Source organism: Paenibacillus sp. TSM33, from assembly GCF_056099025.1.
In genome coordinates, this window is sequence record NZ_JBLZXB010000001.1 from 70,664 (window position 1) to 96,380 (window position 25,717).

At 49.0% G+C, this 25,717-nt stretch carries 2 protein-coding genes and 1 rRNA gene; 2 read left to right on the forward strand and 1 reads right to left on the reverse strand.

Translation table 11 applies throughout. The features are described 5' to 3' along the window. Positions 1 to 28 precede the first annotated feature (28 nt). On the forward strand, positions 29 to 23,758 hold the full coding sequence (locus ACN6NF_RS00360; RefSeq protein WP_474314162.1) for a non-ribosomal peptide synthase/polyketide synthase: 23,730 nt from the start codon (positions 29 to 31) through the stop codon (positions 23,756 to 23,758). 115 nt (positions 23,759 to 23,873) lie between these two features. Here ACN6NF_RS00360 and ACN6NF_RS00365 read toward each other — a convergent pair whose 3' ends face one another. Continuing rightward, positions 23,874 to 24,908 (reverse strand): alpha/beta hydrolase, encoded by a 1,035-nt coding sequence (locus ACN6NF_RS00365; RefSeq protein WP_474314164.1) that lies wholly within the window; start codon positions 24,906 to 24,908, stop codon positions 23,874 to 23,876. Positions 24,909 to 25,519: 611 nt separating this feature from the next. Here ACN6NF_RS00365 and ACN6NF_RS00370 point away from each other — a divergent pair. Continuing rightward, a 16S ribosomal RNA gene (locus ACN6NF_RS00370) occupies positions 25,520 to 25,717 on the forward strand; the annotation flags it as partial.

A 25,717-nucleotide genomic window follows, 5' to 3' on the forward strand; every position in this document is an offset into this window, starting at 1 on the left:
CACATCACGGAAATAGGAGTGAAATGAGATGAATGACATGCAATTATATGATCTAACGAATGCGCAAAAGCGTATATGGTATACCGAATTACTCTACCCGGATACATCCGTGTCACAGCTATCCGGCACAGCCAAGATGAAGGGTCATATTCATATCGCTGCCTTCATGCAGTCCATCAATTTGATTATCAAACAGTATGATGCGTTCCGCATTCGTATTACCTCAGTGGATGGAGTGCCCCAGCAGTATGTCGTTCCTTATGAAGAGAGACAGTTGGAGTGCCTGGATCTTACTCATATCGAAAGCATTTCCGAGGTGGAAGCCTTACTTGAGCAGCACAAAAGCAAACCTTTGCCATTGCTGGACTCTGAACTCTTCCAGTTTTTAATTGTGAAGATTAGCGAGGAAGAGTATTGGATTAATATCAAAATGCACCATATTATTTCTGACGGAATCTCTATGGTGGTCTATGGCAATCAACTAATATCCTTTTATATGGATTTAATTCAAGGAAATGAACCTAAGCTGAGTGATGATTGCTCTTATATTGAATATATTGCAGATGAGAACGCATATGAGCTTTCTGACAGATACCAAAAGGATAAGGCATACTGGCTTGATAAATTTTCTAATTTGCCTGAACTGACAGGTTGGAAGTCATATAATCCGTTATCTCTAAGTACCCAAGCTGTTCGGGAGCATTTTACTGTGCCGGAGGCGCTATATCGCGAGCTACAGGCATTTTGCCAACAAAACAGAATTTCTCTGTTCCAATTCTTCATGGGTGCGATGTATATCTACATACACAAAGTGACGAATCAGCCGGATGTGGTGATCGGTACCTCGTTCGCTAACCGGGGGAACAAGAAAGAGAAGCAAAAAATCGGTATGTTTGTCAGCACGGCTGCAGCCAGAGCATATGTTGACAAGGATGTAGATGTGATGAGCTTTCTGCAAGACGTAGCCAGAGATCAAATGTCAGTCTTGCGGCATCAGAAATATCCGTACAATCAGTTAATTCAGGATCTTAGAGAAATGCATGGCAGCAAGGATATTCAGCGGCTCTTTGGTGTTTCTATGGAATACCGCCTTATCAACTGGGTTGATTTGGATGACGTGCGCATTTTGACGGATTATGATTTTTGCGGCGATGAAGTGAATGATTTTGTGCTTCATATCGTGGAAATCTTGGATGAAGGCGAGCTGGTTTTGGATGTCGATTATCGGACGAAGCTGTTTGAACGCAGTGAAGTAACGGACATGGTGTCGCAGTTGCTTACAATTGCCGAGCAGATCATTCATACACCACAGCTTTCCATCGCAGAAGTAAACCTATTGGGAGAAGCAGAAGAGCAATCCATTCTGGCTCTTTCAGAAGGTGATGTAGTGGATTACCCGCGTGAGAAGACCATTCATGGCTTATTCGAGGAACAAGTTGAGCGCACGCCGGACCACGTAGCTGTTCAGATGGGCGAGCAGAGCATTACATACCTAGCTCTAAATGAGCAGGCTAACCAGCTTGCGAGATATTTACGCACCGAAGGCGTGGGTGCAGATGTACTCGTGGGGATTATGGCGGATCGTTCCCTAGATATGGTCGTCGGGATGTTGGCGGTTTTGAAGGCAGGAGGGGCCTATGTGCCGATTGATCCTGACTATCCTGAAGAACGCATTCGTTACATGCTAGGGGATTCAGGAGTCCGTCTGTTGCTCACCCAAAGTCACCTATGGGAGAGTACCACTTTTGACGGGAAGCTTGTGAGTCTGGACGAAGCCGCAACGTATACAGGAGATGCTTCCAATCTGGAGAGCATATCGGGACCAAACCATTTGGCCTATGTTATCTACACATCGGGTACAACTGGCAAGCCAAAGGGAACGCTGATCGAGCATAAAAATGTAGTTCGTTTGCTCTTTAACGATAACAATTTATTTGATTTCAGTTCCCAGGATACATGGACGTTATTTCATTCGTTCTGCTTCGATTTCTCTGTTTGGGAGATGTATGGAGCACTTCTTTACGGAGGGAAACTGGTAATTGTTCCATCCCTTACAGCCAAGAGCCCGGCAGCTTTCCTGGAGCTGTTGAAGGACAATCAAGTCACTATTTTGAACCAGACGCCGACCTATTTTTATCAGGTGATACAAGAAGAATTAGCACACTCATCCACAGAGCTTAGCCTTAGAAAAATTATTTTTGGCGGAGAGGCTTTGAGCCCATCTCTTCTGAAAAACTGGCGAGCAAAGTACCCTGGTGTGCAACTGATTAACATGTACGGAATTACAGAAACAACGGTTCATGTCACCTACAAGGAAATCACAGAACATGAGATAGAAGCAGGCAAAAGCAATATTGGTAGAACCATTCCGACGCTTAGCGCCTATATCTTTGATGAGCACAGACGCTTACAGCCTGTCGGGGTTCCGGGAGAGCTGTACATTGCGGGGGACGGTCTGGCCCGTGGGTATTTGAACCGGCCAGATTTGACGGCTGAAAAATTTGTAGAACATCCGTATCGGGCGGGTGAGCGCTTGTATCGAACGGGGGACCTGGCTCGCTGGTTGCCTGATGGAAATATTGAATATTTGGGCCGGATCGACCATCAGGTTAAAATTCGCGGCTACCGAATTGAACTGGGCGAGGTCGAAGCCCAAATTCTCAAGGCTCCGAACGTACGGGAAACAATTGTCCTCGCGCGGGACGACGAACAGGGACAAAAATTGCTGTGCGCCTACTATGTAGCCTCCAGCGATCTTTCGCCAGGGGAATTGCGGTCTCAGCTGGCAACGGAATTACCAGCTTACATGATTCCCTCTTATTTTGTCCGGCTGGAGCAAATGCCGCTGACGCCAAATGGTAAGCTGGACCGGCGTGCATTGCCAGCACCTGAAGGCAGCGTACAATCCAGCGAGGATTACCTGGCTCCAAGAACGGCAGTGGAAGCACAATTGGTGCTCATCTGGCAGGATATCCTGGGAGTTGCCCGCGTGGGCGTCCGCGATAATTTCTTTGAGATCGGTGGTCACTCTTTGCGGGCAACATTGCTCGTTACGCGGATTCGCAAAGAGCTGGGATGTAGCATTTCGCTACGTGAGGTATTTCAATCGCCTACGGTTGAATCCCTGGCACGACTGGTAAAAGAACGTATTCCAACTGTGTACGAGTCCATCCCACAGGCTGAAGAAAGCGAAGCTTACCCGGTGTCCTCAGCGCAAAAGCGGTTATACGTGCTGAGACAGATGGACGGGGGCGAGCTCAGCTACAATATGCCGGGGGCCTTCACCGTGGACGGGCCGTTGGATCGCGTACGGCTGGAGTCTGCGTTCAAGGCACTGATCCAGCGTCATGAATCGCTGAGAACCGGCTTTTATATGCAGGATGGAGAGCTTGTTCAGCATGTGCATAAGGATGTTCCGTTCGCGTTGGGCTACACAGAGGCTTCGGCGGAGGAGACGGATACGCTCATTCACAGCTTTACCCGTGCCTTTGATCTGAGCCAGGCTCCATTGCTTCGCGTTAGCTTAGTGAAGCTACAGGAGGAGCGTCATTTGTTGCTGTTTGATATGCACCATATCATTTCAGATGGTGTTTCCATTCAAATACTGGTGAAGGAACTCACGCAATTATATCAAGGAGAACAACTACCGGAATTGCATATTCAATACAAGGATTATGCGGTATGGCAACGGGAACAGTCGGAAAGAGAATGGCAAGACCCTGAAGCATATTGGCTGCAAACCTTTGAAGGAGAGTTGCCAGTATTGGATTTGCCTACGGACTTCCAGCGCCCTTCGGTTCGGAGCTTCGAGGGTAGCCGAATTGATTTTACATTGGACGAGTCTGGCAATAAGGCGATACAAGAGCTTGTATCCCGTACAGGTACTACACTGTACATGGTATTGCTGGCCGCTTATTCGGTGTTGCTGCACAAATATACGGGGCAGAAGGATATCGTCGTAGGTTCTCCAGTAGCCGGCAGACCACAAGCGGAGCTTGAGGGCATCATTGGTATGTTTGTCAATACACTGGCCTTGCGCAGCTACCCGACAGGAGAAAAAACTTTTCAGGATTATCTTCTGGAAGTCAAGGAAACGGCACTCAAGGCGTTCGAGCATCAGGATTACCCTTTTGAGAAATTGGTCGAAAAACTGGGCGTAGGACGTGATGTCAGCCGCAATCCGCTCTTTGACACCCTGTTGGTATTACAAAATACGGAGCAGGAAGAGCAAGACATGGATGGCCTGCACTTTACTCCTTACCCGATGGACACAGTTACAGCCAAATTTGACCTGTCCCTCAATGTAGAGGAAAAGGGCGCAGAACTGGTCTTTGGCCTCGAATATAGTACAGCTTTGTATCGGCGGGAAACTGTAGAGCGACTTGCAACCCACTTGCTCCGGGTTCTGCATGCAGTCGCGGCCAATCCTCAGTTGCAGCTGGCTGAGATTGAAATGATTACACCGGAGGAGAAAGTACAGATCATTGAAGTGTTCAACGCAACAGCTACTCCTTATCCTAAGGATAAGACGATTCATGAGTTGTTCGCGGAACAAGTCAAGCGTACACCGGAGCAGACGGCATTGGTATTCGGCGATGCCCGGTTAACGTACCTTGAGCTGGAAGATAAGGCGAGCCGATTGGCCCAAACACTGCGTCGTTTGGGGACGCTTAGGGAGCAACCGGTGGCTATTATGGGCGGACGAAGTATCGAGATGGTGGTTGGTATGCTCGCTGTGCTTCAGGCTGGTGGAGCCTATGTACCGATCGATCCTGATTACCCGGAAGATCGGGTTCGTTATATGCTCGAAGATTCCGATGCCAAGCTACTACTGGTCCAAAAGGGCGAGCTTATAAATGTAGACTACGGTATACCGATTGTTGACCTCAGCAGTGAAGAGGCTTATATGTCTGACCCTGTCCAAGCCGAGGAGACAGTTCAGGGACCACAGGGACTCGCTTATGTTATCTATACCTCGGGTACGACAGGTAGGCCAAAGGGCGTTATGGTTGAACACCGGAACGTGGTCCGTCTGGTCAAAGAAACCAACTATGTGGAGCTGAACGAATTCACACGAATTTTGCAGACGGGAGCTGTGGCCTTCGATGCCTCGACCTTTGAGATATGGGGAGCGTTGCTTAACGGCGGACAGCTTTATTTCGTGGAGAACGACGACATTCTGATTGCCGATCGGCTCAAGGCAGCTATTGCCAAATACGGAATTACGACCATGTGGCTTACTTCACCGCTTTTCAATCAGCTTTCACTGCAGGATGAGTACCTGTTTAGAGGACTGAAAGCATTGCTGGTGGGCGGTGACGTACTGTCCATATCTCATATAAACCGTGTCATCGAGGCTAATCCTGGTCTTGTCCCTATCAATGGCTATGGTCCGACAGAGAATACGACCTTCTCAACCACCTACAAGATTCCGGGTCGTGTTGAAGGGGGCGTGCCGATTGGTCGCCCGATTAGTAACTCGACCGCTTATGTGGTCAATGGATCGCTTCAATTACAGCCCATTGGTGCTTGGGGCGAGCTGATTGTCGGCGGTGAAGGTGTAGCGCGCGGATACCTCAATCGTCCTGACCTCACAGCAGAAAAATTTGTCCCTAGTCCTGTTAAGGAAGGGGAACGCTGCTATCGAACTGGTGATTTGGTTCGCTGGCTTCCAGATGGGAACCTGGAATTTAAGGGAAGAATTGATGAGCAGGTCAAAATACGCGGTTACCGTATCGAACTCCCCGAAATCGAGGCTCAATTAGCCAAGGTGGAGTCAGTAGTTGAAGCCGTGGTCGTCGTTCGTGCGGATGAACTTGGAGAGAAGCAGCTTTGCGCTTATTATGTGGCAGATCGTACGCTCACGGCAGGCGAAGTACGCCTTGCCCTATCGCAGGTACTTCCGGGCTATATGATGCCATCCTACTTTATCCAGATGGATCGAATGCCGTTAACGTCAAACGGAAAAGTGGACCGCAGATCTCTGCCAGCTCCACAAGTAGGTGCGCATACAGGACGGAAGTATACAGCTCCTCGTACACCGGCTGAGGAAGCTTTGGCATCTGTCTGGCAAGGAGTGCTGGGTGCCGAACAGGTGGGGATCCATGACAATTTCTTTGAATTGGGAGGAGATTCCATCAAGGCCATACAGGTGTCGTCACGGTTACTGCAAGCTGGTTATCGGTTAGAGATGAAGCAACTGTTCAAATCCCCAACCATTGCCGAGCTAGGTGCAGAAGTACAAACGGCCGTGCATATGGCTGAGCAGGGAGTTGTGCGTGGAGCGGCTCGCTTGACTCCAGTCCAGCAGTGGTTCTTTGGGCGGAAGCAGGCAGAGCCCCATCATTTCAATCAAGCAGTTATGCTGTATCGTGAACAGGGATTTGAGGAAACGGCCTTGCATCAAGTGCTGAGAAAATTGGTAGAGCATCATGATGCCCTTCGCATGGTTTTTCGTCAGACCGAGCATGGCTACGAGGCTTGGAACCGTGATCTTGAAGAAGGAGAGCTGTATAGTCTGTTCACTGCTGATTTACGGAACGAATCCAATCCAGTTGCAGCCATTACAACGCTGTCGGACGACATCCAGCGCAGCATCAATCTGGCAGAAGGTCCGCTGATGAAGTTAGGGCTTTTCCATTGTCAGGATGGAGACCACCTGCTGATTGTGATCCACCATTTGGTGGTGGACGGAGTATCTTGGCGGATTTTGTTTGAGGATATCGCAGCAGGCTATGAGCAGGTAATTCAAGGACAAGCACTGGCGTTCCCGCAAAAGACGGATTCCTTCCGTGACTGGGGAGAGGCTCTGGCCCGTTATTCGGAAGGCCCTGAAATCGAGATTCATCGGGCGTATTGGAGCGAACTGGGGGATCAGCCACTTGAGCAGTTGCCGAAGGATAAGGCTGTGGAAAGCCCTTTATTGCAGGATAGCGAAGTAGTGACAGCACAATGGACGGTAGAAGAAACCGATCAACTGTTGAGAAAAGCCCATCGTGCTTACCAAACGGAGACGAACGATCTGCTATTGGCCGCTCTGGGCATGGCGGTATCCAAGTGGTCTGGCATTGGCAAGATTGCTGTCAATCTTGAAGGGCATGGTCGTGAGCCAATTGTACCGAATACCGATATTACCCGTACTGTTGGCTGGTTTACAAGCCAATACCCAGTCATTTTAGACTTGGGAAATGATCTGGAATTGTCAGTCTTAATCAAATCTGTGAAAGAAGAGCTGCGCCGTATTCCGAATAAAGGTATCGGATATGGGTTGCTCAAAACGATGGCGAGTCAGGAGGACGCAGACAGTTTCAACTTGCAGCCTGAGATTTCTTTTAACTATCTGGGGCAGTTTGATCAGGATTTGCAAGGAAGCTCGTTGCAAATTTCTCCTTATCCGACCGGAAGCGCCCAAAGCCTGTTGGGAGAGCCAGCCTATACGCTAGATATCAATGGCATGGTGACAGACGGAGCCTTGACTCTGACGATGACTTACAACGGAAAACAGTATAAGTCATCTACCATGAAACAGCTTGCTGGATATATCGAAGAAAGCCTACGGCAGCTTCTTCAGCATTGTGTAACCCAGGAAAGAACTGTGCTAACGCCAAGCGACGTGCTTGCCAAAGGACTGAGTATTGCTGATCTGGAGGAGCTTTCGAAGCAGACTAGTCACATAGGGGATATTGAGAATGTGTACAGTCTGACGCCGATGCAGAAGGGCATGCTGTTTCATGATATGTTTGAGCCGCATACAGGTGCTTATTTTGAGCAGGCCGCCTTTGACTTTAAAGGTAGCTTTGATCCGACCGCTTTCGGACAAAGTCTGGATGCAGTGGTGGAGCGCCATGCTATCCTGCGTACGAACTTCTACAGCGGATGGGGTCGTGAGCCTTTGCAGGTCGTATTCCGGCATAGAGGCGCCAAATTGGTGTATGAAGACCTGCGTGAGATGGATGCATCGCAGCGTGAAGCTTACCTGAAGGCATTTGCCGCTAAGGACAAAGCACAGGGCTTCAACTTGGCTGAAGATGAGCTTCTCCGTGTATCGATTTTGCAAACAGATGAAGAGAGCTTCCGTCTCTTGTGGAGCTTTCACCACATCGTCATGGATGGGTGGTGTGTTCCACTAATTACACAGGAGGTGTTTGAACACTATTTTGCCCTCCTGGAAGGAAGAGAGCCTCAGCTGGCAGAGGTTCAGCCGTATAGCCGATATATTGAATGGCTGGAACAGCAGGATGAAGCAGCAGCGGCCGACTATTGGAGCCGATATCTGGCCGGTTACGAACAACAGACGCTTTTACCTCAAGTCGATGGAGCAGCTAAGGGAGAAGGCTACGTAGCAGAGAAGCTGAATTATCCTGTCAGCAGGGAATTGACTGAACGCCTGGAAAAGGTGGCCAGAGATGCTCATGTCACGATGAATATATTGCTGCAGTCTATCTGGGGCGTTGCGCTTCAACGCTATAATGGTAGTCGGGATGTTGTCTACGGAAGTGTAGTATCAGGCAGACCGGCTGAAATTCCGGGAATTGACCGGATGATCGGTTTGTTCATTAATACAATTCCAGTTCGTGTGAAGACGGAAGAAAATCTCCCCTTCACAGTCCTGATGAAGCAACAGCAGGAGCAATATATGGCTTCTCATATGTACGACACCTACCCGTTGTTTGAAATTCAGGCGCAGACGGACCAAAAGCAGGATCTCATCTCCCATATTATGGTATTTGAGAATTATCCAGTGGAAGAGGAAGTAGAGCGTCTGGGAGGTGGCGAGGCTGCCTTTGAGATTGAGGAAGCAGAGCTTCTTGAACAAACGAATTACGATTTTAATTTAATTGTTTTACCGGGCAAAGAGATGAGATTGTTGTTCCAATACAATGCGCTCGTCTATGATCCAGCCACGATCGAGCAAATCAAGGGTCACTTGCTCCACCTCATGGAACAAATTGTGGAGAATCCAGCAATTTCCGTGGATGCTCTGGAATTGGTTACACCGCAGGAGAGAGAGCAGATTCTGAACGTATGGGGAGAAACGGAAGCCAATTCCAAACACCGTACCACGTTCCACGGGCTGTTGGAGGCACAGGCAGCTCGAACGCCGGATGCGACTGCCATTCTGTTTGAGAACGAGATGCTCACCTATGCCGAGCTAAACGCAAAAGCCAATCGGTTGGCGAGAAGGCTACGTGCTGAGGGAATCAAGACGGGAGACCTGGTGGGACTGATTGTTGAACGGTCAACGGATATGATCGTTGGAATGTACGGAATTATAAAAGCCGGGGGCGCCTACGTTCCTATTGATCCGGAGTATCCGAATGAGCGGATCAACTACATGCTTGAGGATTCGGGGACGAAGATGATCCTTTCCCAAGCTCATCTGCTGGAGCATATAGTTTGGACGGGAAATGTCCTGCTGCTGGATGAACCTTCGACCTATGATGCCGATACTTCGAATTTGAAAGATACGGCTGGTCCTGATGACCTGGCTTACGTAATCTATACCTCAGGCACGACGGGTCAGCCTAAGGGCGTGTTAGTGGAGCACCGGGGACTAGGAAATCTGTCGGACGTATACCGCGGACTCTTCGAGATTACACCGCAGGATCGGATTGTTCAGTTTGCAAGCCTGTCGTTCGATGCATCGGTTTCGGAAATTTTAACGACACTGAGCCACGGTGCTACTCTGTGCATCCCTTCTACACAAGATATTTTGGATCATGCCCTGTTTGAGCAGTTCATGAACGATAAGGGGATTACGGTTGCGACTTTGCCACCAGCCTACGCTATCCACCTTGATCCAGAGCGTCTGCCAACACTGAGATGCCTGCTAACAGCTGGGTCAGCCACATCGGTCGAATTGATTGAAAAGTGGAGAGAGCATGTACAATACTTCAATGCATATGGTCCAACTGAGGACTCCGTATGCACTACCATATGGAATGCCCAGAACAGTGAGGAAATCGAAGGAATCGTATCCATTGGACAACCCATTGCCAACCATCGTGTGTATATCTTGGATGACCATTTCAGATTGCTGCCTGTCGGCGTAGCTGGAGAGCTGTGCATTTCGGGGATCGGTTTAGTGCGGGGGTACCATAACCGTCCTGAGTTAATGGATGAGAAGTTTGTGGACAATCCGTATGCTCCAGGAGAACGTATGTATCGGACAGGTGACCTGGTTCGCTGGTTACCGAATGGAACCATCGAGTACCTGGGTCGAATAGATCACCAAGTCAAAATTCGTGGCTATCGTATCGAGCTGGGCGAGGTCGAAGCACACATGCTCAGAGTACCGTCCGTTCAGGAAGTCGTGGCCTTGGCTGTGGAGGGCGATGATGGCTACAAGGATATAGTCGCTTACTTCGTAGCTGCTCAGAAGCTTGAGGTATCCGAGCTGAGGGCAGTTCTGTCGGAGATGCTGCCTGGATATATGATTCCTTCCCGCTTCATACAACTGGAGGACATGCCTTTAACGTCGAACGGAAAAATAGATCGAAAAGCGCTACAAGGTGAGCGAGGATGGGCAGCTGCTTCATCTGAGGCTCCAAAGACAGCTGTAGAAATCCAATTAGCCGAAATCTGGCAAGAGGTGCTGGGTGTAGACAGCGCGGGAGTGAAGGATAATTTCTTCCACTTTGGAGGTCATTCACTGCGTGCAGCTCTGCTAGTCTCACGAATTCGTAAGGAGATGAATCGCGAGATTAGCCTAAGAGAAGTGTTCGAGTCGCCTACCATTGAAGGCTTGGCTCGTGCCATTGAGGGCTATACACCGCTGAATTTCGAGGAAATTCCTACAGCGGGAGCGCGCGAGTACTACCCATTGTCCTCCGCCCAAAAACGGCTGTTTATCCTTAGTCAGCTGGAAGGCGGAGAGCTGAGCTACAATATGCCAGGTATCCTTACGGTTGAAGGAGACCTGAATCGGGAACGGCTAGAGCAGGCATTCCGTCGGCTGATTCATCGTCATGGTTCACTGCGTACCCGTTTTGTGACCGTTAACGGTGAACCTGTACAGCAGATCCTACCGGATGTTCCGTTTATTGTAGAATATACGGAGTTGAGCGAGTCAGAGGCAGAAGCTACCCTTCAGCAGTTTGTCCGTCCTTTCGATCTTGGCGAAGCCCCATTGCTGCGGGTGGGTCTCATTCGAATTGCACATGAGCGCCATTTACTGTTGTTTGACATGCATCATATTGTCTCAGATGGAGTTTCTATGAATATTCTCATAGAAGAGTTTCTCCGTTTCTACCAAGAAGAGGACGTATTGCCTGCGCTACAAATCCAGTACACGGACTATGCGGTATGGCAGCAAGAACAGCTCGGAAGCGAGCGTCTCAAAGCCCAAGAAGCTTACTGGCTGGATGCATTCCGCGGAAGCTTGCCAGTGCTGGATTTGCCAGTAGACGAAGTTCGTCCTGCGGTACGAAGCTTTGCGGGAGATCGGATTGACTTCCAGATCGATGCTTCTTTGAGCGCTTCACTCCAGGAGCTGGCTACCCGAACAGGTTCTACGCTGTTCATGGTGCTGCTGGCAGCCTATACGACGCTCTTGCACAAGTACACGGGTCAGGAAGATGTCATCGTCGGTTCACCAGTGGCGGGAAGATCGCATGCCACACTCGAAGGCCTCATTGGTATGTTCGTAGGCACAGTGGCACTGCGTACTTATCCCGAAGGAGAGAAGCCCTTCGAATCTTACCTGCAGGAAGTGAAGGAAACAGCCCTGCGGGCCTATGAGAACCAGGATTATCCGTTCGAGGAGCTGGTCGAGAAGCTGGAGCTTCAGCGTGACCTGAGTCGTAACCCACTATTTGATACCATGTTTGTCCTGCAAAATATCGAGCAGGGAGAACAAGAAGTAGAGGGATTGCGTTTCACTCCTTACGATCATGTACATCCTGCTGCCAAGTTCGACCTCACGCTGACGGTGAGTGAAGCGGATGGGGCATTGAACTGCACGCTGGAGTATGCGACTGCAATCTACAAGCGGGAGACTGCTGAGCGGATGACAGGCCACTTTGTACAGCTTATCCAGGAAGTCACCTCCAATCCGGGAATGTCGTTGTCATCTCTGGATATCGTGACACCGCAGGAAAAGTCGATGCTGATGAAAGATGCGGACGAAGCCAAAGCAGATTATCCTCGTGACAAAACGATTCATGCACTGTTCGAGGAACAGGCTGTCCGTAATCCGGATGCAGTAGCGGCCGTATGTGAAGAGGCGACCTTGTCCTACAGCGAGCTAAATGAGCGGGCTAACGGACTTGCTAGAACACTGCGCGAGCGTGGTCTGCAACCAGACGGTCTGGTTGGAATTATGGCGGATCGTTCCCTTGAAATGGTCGTTGGGATTTTAGCCATTTTGAAGGCGGGCGGAGCCTACGTCCCTGTGGACCCTGAATATCCAGAGGACCGCATTCGCTTTATGCTTGAGGATTCGGGAGCCAAGCTACTGCTGACACAAGCGCATCTGGAGACGCGTGTCTCCTTTACCGGAGACGTCATCAATCTGGATGAGACGGCTTCCTATAAGGAAGATGTCTCGAATCTGGAGCCTACGGCTGGACCGAATCATCTTGCCTACGTGATCTACACATCGGGTACGACAGGCAAGCCAAAGGGAACACTAATTGAGCACAAAAATGTAGTCCGCTTGCTCTTTAATGATAAAAATATGTTTGATTTCGGTCCTCAGGATACGTGGACGCTGTTCCATTCGTTCTGTTTCGACTTCTCCGTATGGGAGATGTACGGGGCATTGCTGAACGGAGGTCGTCTGGTCATCGTTCCATCGCTTACTGCGAAGAGTCCGGAGCGTTTCTTGCAATTGCTGAAAGACCAGAAGGTCACCGTGTTGAACCAGACGCCGACATACTTCTACCAGTTGCTACAAGAAGAACTTAGTCATCGAGCGGCAGAATTGAGTCTTCGCATGATTATCTTTGGTGGAGAGGCATTAAGCCCGGCCTTGCTCAAGGACTGGAGAGCGAAATATCCGCAAGTGCAGCTTATCAACATGTATGGCATCACGGAAACGACCGTGCATGTAACATATAAGGAAATTACAGAACTGGAAATTGAACAGGGTCGTAGCAATATCGGTACCCCGATTCCGACACTGCGTGCATACATTCTGGATGAACAACGCCGTCCACAACCGATTGGCATTCCGGGTGAACTCTATGTGGCGGGCGAAGGCCTGGCACGTGGTTACCTGAACCGACCGGAATTGACGGAAGAGAAGTTTGTAGCTCATCCGTTTGAAGAGGGCGAGCGCATGTACCGTTCAGGTGACTTGGCACGCTGGCTGCCGGATGGCAGCATGGAGTATTTGGGACGGATTGACCATCAGGTTAAAATTCGGGGTTACCGCATCGAGCTGGGCGAAGTGGAGGCGAAGCTGCTCCATGCTCCGTCTGTCAGAGAGGCCGTTGTGCTTGCCCGGGAGGATGGAAGTGGACAAAAAGTACTGGTGGGCTATTTCACTGCCGATCAGATGCTGACAGTAGGCGAATTGAGAAAAGCCTTGGCTGCTGAGCTGCCGGCTTATATGATTCCGTCTTACTTCATGCAATTGGAACAGATGCCGTTGACACCAAATGGTAAGCTGGATCGCAAAGCACTTCCAGCTCCTGAGACCAATGTGCAGACTGGAGCGGTTTATGAAGCGCCGAGGAACGCAGCTGAGGAAGCTTTGGCTTCTGTATGGCAAGGTGTGTTAGGAGCACAGCAGGTCGGCATCCATGATCACTTCTTCGATCTGGGTGGTGACTCCATCAAGGCGATTCAGGTGTCCTCTAGATTGTTCCAATTAGGATATAAATTAGAGATGAAGGATCTCTTCAAATATCCGACAATTGCTGAGCTAAGCCCGTATCTTCAAGTAGCCGGACGCACAGCAGAGCAGGGTGAAATCAAAGGTGCAGCGGAGTTAATGCCAATTCAGCGCTGGTTCTTTGAACGCCACACAGCAGAGCCGCAATATTACAATCATGCTGTCATGCTCCATCGGAAAGATGGCTTTGATGAGACTGCACTGCGGTTGACAATGGACCAAATTGCGATCCATCATGACGCGCTGCGTATGGTTTTCCGACCTACAGAAGCTGGATACGCAGCCTGGAATCGGGGAATTGACGAAGGCGAACTCTACACATTGGACATCGTCGATATGCGACAGGCAAATGACGAGGCAGCTGCTGTTCAAGCTCAGGCCGATGCCATTCAGGCAAGCTTCCACTTGGAAGACGGCCCTCTGTTCAAGCTAGGCTTGTTCCATTGTAATGATGGCGATCATTTGTTGATTGTCATTCATCACCTCTTGGTTGACGGCGTATCCTGGCGCATCCTGTTTGAAGACATTGCAACAGGATACGAGCAGGCATTGAATGGAAAAGCGATTGTTCTTCCGCAAAAGACCGATTCGTATCTTGTATGGTCCGAGCAAGCGGCGAAGTATGCAGCAGGCCCTGCCCTGGACGAGGAACGTTCATACTGGCAGCAGATTGAGGAGACGATGCTGGCTCCACTGCCAAAGGATGAGGATCAGGAACCGGGCACCATTCGGGATACCGAGTCGGTTACGGTAACGTGGTCTGCTGAAGAAACAGACCTGCTGTTGCGACAAGCAAACCAGGCTTATCATACGGAGACGAATGATTTGCTCTTGACTGCGCTGGGAGCAGCTATTCAGCGCTGGACAGGCATGGAGCAGGTTCTGGTTAACCTTGAAGGACATGGACGGGAAATGATCATACCAGATCTGGATATTACCCGTACCGTGGGCTGGTTCACCACCCAATACCCTGTTCTGCTGAACCTGCAAGGTGGGCAGGAAGTATCTGCCCAAATCAAGCGCATCAAGGAGAATTTGCGAGAGGTTCCGCACAAAGGCATCGGCTACGGTCTGCTGAGGTATATGGCACCGGAAAAAGGTACTCGATTCAGCGTAGAACCGGAGGTTTCCTTCAACTACCTTGGACAGTTTGATCAGGATTTGGAAGGCAATGCTCTTAGCCTGTCTACACATTCAGTCGGTAAGGCGCTCAGTGATCACACACCACAGCAATATGCTCTGGATGTGAATGGCATGATTGCCGAAGGCCAGCTATCACTGACGATTACGTACAGCAACAGGCAGTACCGTAAGGAGACGGTAAGTCATTTTGCTGAATTATTACAGTCAAGTCTTAGCGAGGTCATCCAGCATTGTGTGACTCAGGAGCATTCGCAGCTTACGCCGAGTGATGTTCTGTTCCAAGGACTGACCCTGGAGCAGCTTGATCGACTCACAGCCCAAACGGCCCATATTGGAGAGATTGAGGATGTGTACAAGCTAACGGCAATGCAGAAGGGCATGCTCTTCCACAGCTTGCTGGAGCCGGACTCCTCTTCATACTTTGAGCAGGCAACGTTTGAGCTACGTGGCAGCTTCGATGTAGATATCTTCTTCGAGAGCTTCCAGGCTCTGGCGCAACGACATGCCATATTGCGTACCGGCTTTTACAACAATATCACTGATGTACCGCTGCAAGTTGTCTTTAAGCAACGGCCAATCCCTCTGAACTACGTAGATTTGCGTGCCGGTACGTTGCAGGAGCAAGAAGCCCAAATTCAGGCTTATACTACTGAAGATATGGCTAAGGGATTCAGCTTGTCAGAAGATCCGCTGATGCGAGTGACTGTCATGCAAAAAGAACAAAGCCACCTTGTATTGTGGAGCTTCCATCATATTGTCATGGATGGCTGGTGCATCCCGATTATTACACAGGAGCTGTTCGATTATTATTCTGCCCTGCGTCAGCAAATACAGCCTGTACTACCACCGGCTCAGCCCTACAGTCGTTATATAGAATGGCTTGATGCACAGGACGATCAAGAGTCTTCAACATATTGGAGCCAATATCTCGAAGACTATGACGGTAATACTGTATTGCCGGAAGCTAAAACGAAATCTCAAGCTAAAGTAGAGGGTTACGTTCTGAATGAGCATGTTCTCCATTTGGGCGCGTCCTTGACCCATAAAATGGATGTTGTCGCGAAGCGCAATCATGTGACCGTCAACACACTCATGCAGACAGCCTGGGGCCTGATTCTCCAACATTACAATGCCAGCTCGGATGTTGTTTTCGGCGGCGTTGTATCGGGTAGACCTGCTGAGATTGCAGGGATCGAAAATATGGTGGGTCTGTTTATTAATACAGTACCTATCCGCGTACAGTCATCCAAAGACGAGTCCTTTGTCGAGGTGATGAAACGTACACAGGCACATTCGTTGGCTGGTCGTGCCTACGACACCTATCCACTGTATGAGATTCAGGGGAAAACAACTCAAAAGCAAGACCTGATTTCTCATATCATGATCTTTGAAAATTATCCGCTCGACGAACAGGTAGAACAGTCGGGTAATCACACAGAGGACAATCTCGAAGTCGCCAACTTCGCCATGTTTGAGCAAACCAACTATGACTTTAACCTGGTTGTCATTCCAGGTGAGGACATTAAGGTCTGCATTCGCTACAATGCTTCGGTCTACGAGCAAGAAAGCATTGCGCGAATCGGAGGACATTTGTTACAAATGCTCGATCAGGTAGCTACTCGTCCGCAAGCGACGGTACAGGAGCTGGAGATTGTAACACCGGAGGAACGAACGAAGCTGCTTGACTGGGGTGGCCAGGCTCATGTCTATCCAAGTGATCAGGGTCTGCATACCTTGTTTGAGGAACAGGTTGTCCGTACGCCGGATAAGATCGCGGCAGTAAGTGGCGACATCCAGATCACGTATCGGGAGCTGAACGAGCGGGCGAACAGACTGGCTTCGACCTTGATAGATCAGGGACTGCGGAGTGAACAAGTAGTGGGTCTGTTGGCAGATCGGTCAGTGGAACTGCTTGTCGCCATCATGGGCGTGCTCAAAGCGGGCGGAGCCTATGTACCGATTGATCCTGAATATCCGCAGGAGCGGATTCAGTATATTCTGAAGGACTCTGGCGCTGAGATTCTGCTCACACAGAGTCACCTGACGAAGCTGGCCTCCTTTGAGGGAATGGTTATGGAATTGGATTCTCCGCACATCTACGGAGCCGGAGTGGATAATCCTAATATTCCTGTAAGAGGGAACGACCTGGTGTATTTAATCTATACTTCGGGTACAACGGGAAATCCGAAGGGAACGATGATTAACCATAAAGGAATCGTGAACTATATCTGGTGGGCTAATAAAGTCTATTGTGCAGGGCAGCCAACGGACTTCCCGTTATACTCATCCATTTCGTTTGACTTGACGATGACATCAATGTTTACCCCGTTAATAAACGGAGGAATAGTACGGATTTATGATGGTATAGATAAGGCAGAGGTCGTTCAGCATATTTTGCGCGAAAATGCGGTCGATATTCTCAAGCTGACACCGACGCATCTCAGTCTTATAAAAGACATGACCATTCCAGCGGAAAGTCGTATTCAGCAGCTCATTGTGGGTGGAGAGAATTTGACCACACATTTGTCCAAAACGATTACCGATCTCTTTGGTGGCAACATCAAAATCTACAATGAATACGGTCCGACCGAAACCGTCGTCGGCTGCATGATTCACTTGTACGATCCTGCGAAGGATACACGGGAATCCGTACCGATTGGGTTGCCGTCCGACAACATATACATTCATATCCTGGATGAACAGCTTCGTCTCGTACCATTAGGTGTGGAGGGCGAAATGTACATTGCCGGGGACGGAGTAGCCCGTGGATACCTGAATCGTCCGGATCTTACCGCAGACAAATTCATTAGGAATCCGTTCGCTGCGGAAGGAAATATGTATCGGACCGGGGATTTGGCTCGTCGCCTTCCTAATGGAGACATTGAGTACATTGGGCGTATTGACCATCAAGTCAAAATCCGGGGCTATCGTATTGAGCTTGGTGAGATTGAGGCCAAGTTGCTGGATATGCCGCTTGTCGAGGAAGCTCTCGTTGTTGCGTGGGCTGACGCCAATGGACAGAAGTCTCTGTGTGCTTACTTTGTAGCGGATCGAGAAATGTCTGTCAGCGAGCTAAGAAATGAACTGTCTGCCGAATTGCCTGCATATATGATTCCGTCTTACTTTGTCCAAATGGACGCAATGCCTTTGACACCAAATGGCAAGCTGGATCGCAAGGCACTGCCTGAACCAAACTTGGGTGTGAAAGCAGGAGCTGCCTTTGCTGCTCCGCAGACAGATGTGGAGAACATTTTGGCTTCGATTTGGCAAGGCGTACTTGGAGTGCCGCTTGTTGGCATACATGATAATTTCTTCGAACTTGGAGGCGACTCGATCAAATCGATTCAAGTTTCATCAAGACTTCTCCACGCAGGCTACAAACTGGAAATGAAGGATTTGTTCAGCCATCCAACAATTACGGAACTGGCTCAGCGCGTTAGCATAGTCAGCCGAATTGCAGATCAGCGTGAGGTACACGGAACGGTAAAACTAGGACCTGCCCAGCGCAGATTTTTCGAGGAGCAGTCAACGGACCTTCATCACTTTAATCAGTCGGTTATGCTGTACCGACGTGAAGGCTTTAATACCGATGCGCTCGCCAAGGTTATACAGAAAATTGCAGAGCACCATGATGCACTGCGACTGGTGTTCCGCCAAGGAGAGCAAGGAATAGAAGCCTGGAACCGCAGCTTGGATGAAGGTGAACTGTATAGCCTCCAAATCCATGATCTGCAGGATGAAAAAGATCCGACTTTGGCAATAGAAGCAGGTGCGGAAGCCATTCAACGCAGCATTTCTCTGGAGGAAGGACCTCTCTTTAGACTAGGTCTGTTCCGCTGTACGGAAGGCGAACATTTGTTGATTGTTATTCATCATTTGGCTGTGGATGGTGTATCCTGGCGTATTCTCTTTGAGGATCTACAGGAAGGCTACGAGCAGGCAGAACGTGGAGAAGCGGTCAAGCTCCCACAAAAGACAGATTCGTACCGTGCATGGGTTGATGGAATCACGCAATACGCCAACAGCCCGGCGGCTGAACAAGAACGCAGTTTTTGGGCAGAGGTGGAAGGAGAGGGATTTGCCCTTCTTCCAAAAGACAAGGTAGACGGCGCTCTTCTCATAAAGGACAGCGAGGCTGTTACGGTAACATGGTCGCCAGAAGAGACGGAGCAGTTCTTGAAAGAGGCGAATCGCACTTACAATACGGAAGTTAACGATCTGCTCTTGACCGCTCTCGGTATGGCAGTTCACGAGTGGACTGGGATCGAACGTGTAGGCATCCTGCTGGAAGGACATGGACGGGAGCCTGTTGTACCGGAATTGGATATCACTCGCACAATAGGCTGGTTTACAAGTCAGTATCCTGTCGCCCTTGAGATGGGAGGCGAATTGGAGATCGGCGCCAGAATCAAGCGTATTAAGGAAGGTCTGCGTCGCATCCCGAATAAAGGTGTAGGGTATGGTATTTTGAAATATTTGAGCGACGTTTCCGATGGTTCCTCCTTCTTGGCAGAACCGGAGATTACCTTCAACTACCTGGGGCAGTTTGACCAGGATCTTGCAGAGGGAACGATGGAGGTATCACCTTACTCGGCAGGAACTGAGGTCAGTGAGCAGATGGTGCAGCATCAGGCCTTGAACATCAATGGACTGATTACCGAAGGACAACTTCAACTTTCGGTCAGCTATAATCATCAGCAGTTTCATGCAGATTCGGTAGAGAAGTTTGTCGGTATCTTGAAGGAACGTCTCAGTGAAGTCATTGGGCACTGTGTACGCAAGGAAAGAACCGAACTTACCCCAAGTGATGTACTCCTCGAAGATATCAGCTTGGAGAAAATTGAGGAGTTGGAAGAACAGACACGGCACATCGGCAGCATTGAAAATGTGTATAAACTGACACCAATGCAAAAGGGAATGTTGTTCCACAGCTTGCTGGAGCCTCATTCAGAGGTTTACTTTGAGCAGGCCACATTTGAAATTCAGGGAGTGTTCTATCCTGAGGATTTCAAACGCAGCTTACAGCATCTGATGAAACGGCATGCCATATTGAGAACGAATTTCCATGCTGGATGGGGCGATTTCCCTATACAGATTGTGTTCAAAGAAAGAGCATGCGATTTCGCATACGAGGATTTGCATGAGCTGGAATCCGGTGAAATAGAAGCGCGTCTTGCAGCTTACGTTGCCCAAGACAAAGCAAGAGGCTTTGATCTTACGAATGAGGCATTACTGCGTGTTGCTATTCTACGGACTGCAAAAGAGCATTACCATCTGTTGTGGAGTTCTCATCACATCATTTTAGATGGCTGGTGTATGCCGCTTGTGCTCCAGGAAGTGTTTGAAACATACGGAGCTCTACGTGAGCAAAGGGAACCTGAGCTTCCTGTAGCAGCATCGTACAGCCAGTACATTCAATGGTTGGAGAAGCAAAGTGAGGAAGAGGCATCTTCTTATTGGAAGGCATATCTGGAAGGCTACGAGCAGCAGACGAAGCTGCCACAGGCTATTACACAGCCATCGGCCAAAGCAGAAGCCTACTTGTCAGAGAAGCTGGTATTCACATTGGATGCGGAATTGACCGAGCGCCTGGAACAAGTGGCCAAGCAGCATCAGGTAACGATGAATACGCTGATGCAAGCAGCCTGGGGAATTGTGTTACAACGCTACAATAGAAGCCAGGATGTCGTCTTCGGAAGTGTGGTATCGGGCAGACCTGCCGAGATTCCGGGTATCGAGAGCATGATCGGTCTCTTCATTAATACAGTTCCAGTTCGGGTTCAGGCCGAGGGAAGCGATTCATTCTCTCATGTGATGAAGAGACAGCAGGAATTATATTTGGCAGGACATGCTTATGATTCCTATCCGCTCTATGAGATTCAAGCACAGAGTGAGCAAAAGCAAGATTTAATTTCCCATATTATGGTATTTGAGAATTACCCGGTAGAAGAGCACTTGGAAGAGAAAATTGCCAATGATGAGGCTGAATACAAAATTACAGATGTTCAGATGTTTGAACAGACGAATTATGATTTTAACCTCATTGTGCTGCCAGGACGTAGTCTGGAGTTCTTATATCGTTATAATGCTCGCGTCTATGATCGGGAGAGCGTGGAACGGATTCAAGGACACTTGACGAGAATTCTGACAAGCGTATCTGTACAACCTGCTATCCGCATTGATGAGCTGGAACTGATTACGCCAGAAGAGAAATCACAAATTATAGAGGTATGGGGAGATACTGTAGCCCCTTATCCGCGTGAGAAGACCCTTCACGGCATATTTGAAGAAAAGGCTGCGCTCACACCGGATCGTACAGCACTTATTTACGGTGAAACGGCGCTTACCTATGGAGAGCTTCATCAACAGGCCAACCGCCTGGCACGTACGTTACGTGCCCAAGGAGTCAGACCGGATCAGCCAGTTGGCATTATGGTCGAGCGTTCGCTTGAGATGATCATTGGCATCCATGCCATTCTAAAAGCGGGCGGCGCCTATGTACCGATTGATCCGGGATTCCCTGAGGATCGCATTCGCCACATGCTGGAGGATTCGGGAGCGAAGCTTCTGCTGACGAAGAACCATCTCAAAGATCGGTTCCCATTCACTGGCACGATCCTAGCACTTGATGATCCAGAGGCGTATCATACGGATGACTCCAATCTGGAGCCAATCGCGGGTCCAGAACATCTGGCGTATATCATTTACACGTCGGGTTCGACCGGCAAGCCGAAAGGTGTAATGATTGAACACCGCTCTGCCGTCCATACGCTGAGTCAGTTGGAAGCTGAATATCCGATGTTGGCAGGTGACCGATTCCTGCTCAAAACGACATTCACCTTTGACTTCTCCGTACCGGAGCTGTTCTGTTGGTTCTTTGGACAGGGGACGCTCGTGATCCTGCCACCGGGCGTGGACAAAGATCCGGTCGCACTGCTGGAGGCTGTGGATGCGAACCAAATTACGCATCTTAATTTGGTACCTTCGATGCTCAGCGTGCTCGTTCAATATTTGAAAGAAAGTAGTGCCCAAGGATTCCTTACTCTGAAATACCTGTTTGCCTGCGGCGAGACGCTGCCTGCCAAACTTGTGGAGGAGTACTATAAAGTATCTCCTTACGCAGTACTGGAAAACATCTACGGTCCTACGGAAGCGGCTGTATATGCGACTCGGTATACAACGAGTCCTGAGACCGCAGCTCTAACGCATGTGCCTATCGGCAAACCGTACGCTAACGTCCAAGTATGGATGATAGACGGCGCCTCTCAGGTATCACCAGTAGGTGTACCAGGAGAACTGTGTATTGCAGGCGAAGGGGTAGCAAGGGGGTACTTCAATCAACCTGACCTGACGGCAGAGAAGTTCATTCCTCATCCGTACAAACCGGGACAACGGATTTACCGAACAGGCGATTTGGCTCGGTGGTTGCCAGACGGGAATATTGAGTATTTGGGACGGATCGATCACCAGGTAAAAATCCGCGGTTACCGCATTGAGCTGGGAGAAGTGGAAGCACAAATTCTGAGGGTGCCGTCGGTACAAGAAGCGGTTGTTCTAGCACTGGCTGACTCCAGCGGAAGTACTCAGCTTTGCGCATACTTTGTGGCCGAGGAAGGGCTCGCAGCCGGCGTTCTACGCGAGGCACTGGGCAGCGAGCTGCCAAGCTATATGATTCCGTCTGCTTTCGTACAGCTCGCACAAATGCCGCTGAATCCAAATGGCAAATTGGATCGCAAAGCGCTACCGGCACCAGAAACCCTTCTGCGGAGCACAGCGGAGTATATTGCGCCACGTACGCAGACAGAAGTAGAGCTCGCTCAGATTTGGTCCGAGGTGCTCGGCGTACAGGAAATCGGGATCAGAGATCATTTCTTCGAGCTTGGGGGCCATTCCCTGAAAGTGTTGGGCTTGATCCAAAGGATCTCATCCAGTATGGGCGTCCATCTCCCACTCCAGGTCGTGTTTAATCTGCCGACTGTGGAAGAAATGGCACATGAAATTTTCAAGCTGCAGGCAACAAATGCTGCCGATGAACAAGAAATGGAGATCATTCACTTCCCAGGGAAAGGAACGCTTAAAGTATTTTGCTTCCCTCCTCGGGTAGGTCACTCTCTGGGGTACTATGAGATGGCCAAGGAGCTGGATGGGCTTTGCGAGGTGTACGGGATGGAATTTATCGGCGACCGTTTCCAGGGTCAAGATATGTTGGATCGATACATCGATGCCATCGTAGATATTCAAGCAGAGGGTCCATATATATTCTTGGGATACTCACTTGGAGGAAATCTTGCCTTTGAGGTAGCTAAAGCCATGGAAAGCCGAGGCCACCATGTTGGTGACATTATTATGGTAGATGCTATGAGAAAGATGTCCAAGGATGAATCGACACCTGAGGAGCTTGAAGAGATTGTCGAAACGGTGCTGGACAGCATTAGGGAGCAGTACAAAGCATTCTTGGCCGATCCAGCCGACAGGGAGCGAGTCATGGACAAAATGTTGGTTTACTCCAGCTACCGCGATGAGCTTATTAACGCAGGTGAAGTTCATGCAAATATTCATGCTATGATTGCAGAGGATGATAGTGTTGGTCCGGATACATCATTAGATAAATTGTTATGGCAACAGGCAACACTTGGCCAATACAAAGAATACGGGGTCATCGGAACGCATGATGTGCTGCTTGATTCCGGTTTTGTTGGGGAAAATGCTAAAGTACTGAGACAAATACTTGGTAAAATTGCAGAAGCTTCAACTAAAAACAAACCTATTTTGTCCTGAGAACAATCAACAAAATAGTAGTGGGCAGCAAAGACGCCCGGGTTCCTTCATATATAGGAGGGACCCGGGCGTCCTTTTTATTTTATGAAACCCTCAGATGTATAGAGTAGTGCCTCTAATGATCAGCGTTTGTTTTAGCAATGGTTGACCAATAATGATGGATATTGGAGACGAGTTCACGGACGACTTGGATGACTAGCTCTGGTTGGTCATGGATAATCATATGCTCGCTCTTCTTAGCAATAATAAATTTGCTGTTGGTAGAGATGTGGAGCATCTCGCGCTGCCCAATCTGCCAGCTTTGTTCGATTTGATCATTTCCTCGCTTACTAATACCAAACTGAGTCAAATCTTGCTGGATGCCTCGGGCGATCACACGCACAGGGAGATTACCCAAACGCTGGCCACGTATGGCATCTTCGGTAGTGCCCGCTAGCTTACCTTCCTCGGCAACAGAGCGAAAGTACTTGGCGGAAGCAACAATATTCACAAAAGATTTTCTATCTCGATACTCCACCCGACCGTTTAGCATAAAATTGGGAAACAGACGAAAGGCCCCTAATCTTTCTAGGACAATGGATACTAACGGCGAGGGGGTGACCTTAGGTCGTTCTTTGGCATAAATCTTATTGGTCCGGAGGGCGTCATTCTCGGGCCTAGCATCCACCAGAACTAATCCCGCCACTTCGTCTCTGTACGTCTGTGCATAGAGTCTTGAGTACATCCCCCCGAGGGAATGACCTACAAGGATATAAGGAGGTCGGATGTCCGCATTCTTTAGAGCAGTATGAAGCTCCCGAACGATGTTTTCCCCGGTGCGTGGTGTATTTGCCTCCTCGCTCCATGCATAGCCTGCCCGATCATAGGATACAACGGTGGCGAAGGATGACAGCTTCTCGGGAATATCTCTCCAAGACAGGCTACTTTCCCCGCTCCCTGATTCAAGCACTATTGTTGGAGAACCGGCACCCATTTTATGAATATGGAGACGATAGCCTCCAGCGTCAACCATTCTCCCTAGAGGAGGATATTGCGATTTATCATGTTTGGAGGCAATCCACTCATACACAAATCCAGAGATAACGACAAGCAGTAAGCAAGAGATAAGCCAAAACACAACTTTCGTCCAGGTTAGCCTTCGTTGTTTCATTTAACATCTACTCCTCTATAATGTCATTATTCAATTAACAACATCTATTTCATATGAGGTGAAATTGCTTTGGTGTGGTTTGGGCTTGATGAACTTTCATGTAAACATTAAGTTGGAGTTCCGTAGTATCTACCTTTTCACTATTAAAGGCTGGGGGGAATGGCGCGGGCGTTCCTTATCATTTATACCCATCCTTTGTTTGTCAAATCATCAATATTAAAGAAAAAATGAATATACAATCTAGGAACCATTTGAACAAAAGCCTAGGGCCCAGCTACAAACATATAGGTGTGAAAACAATTTAATAAAAAAGCTTGCATTTAAAAATCCAGAATGATATAATCTAATTCCGGCCAAGAAGACATAGTGGTTGCGAGCGAGAGATACAAAAAAATGTTTTAAAAAATGCTTGCAAAGTTGGTCCGGAAGTGATATGATATAAGAGTTGATGAGGCGATGAGTTGATTCAACAAAAGAAATTTTTGATCTTTGAAAACTGAACAACGAGTGAGCAAGTTGATTTTGTTCGCAAAATCAAACAAAGAGATATTTTATCTCGTCAGTTTCAACATGAGCTAATCGCTCTTTCTATAACCAACTTAGGTTGGTCTTTAATGGAGAGTTTGATCCTGGCTCAGGACGAACGCTGGCGGCGTGCCTAATACATGCAAGTCGAGCGGGGTTAGTTAGAAGCTTGCTTCTAACTAATCTAGCGGCGGACGGGTGAGTAACACGTAGGCAACCTGCCCACAAGACAGGGATAACTACCGGAAACGGTAGCTAATACCCGATACATCCTTTTCCTGCAT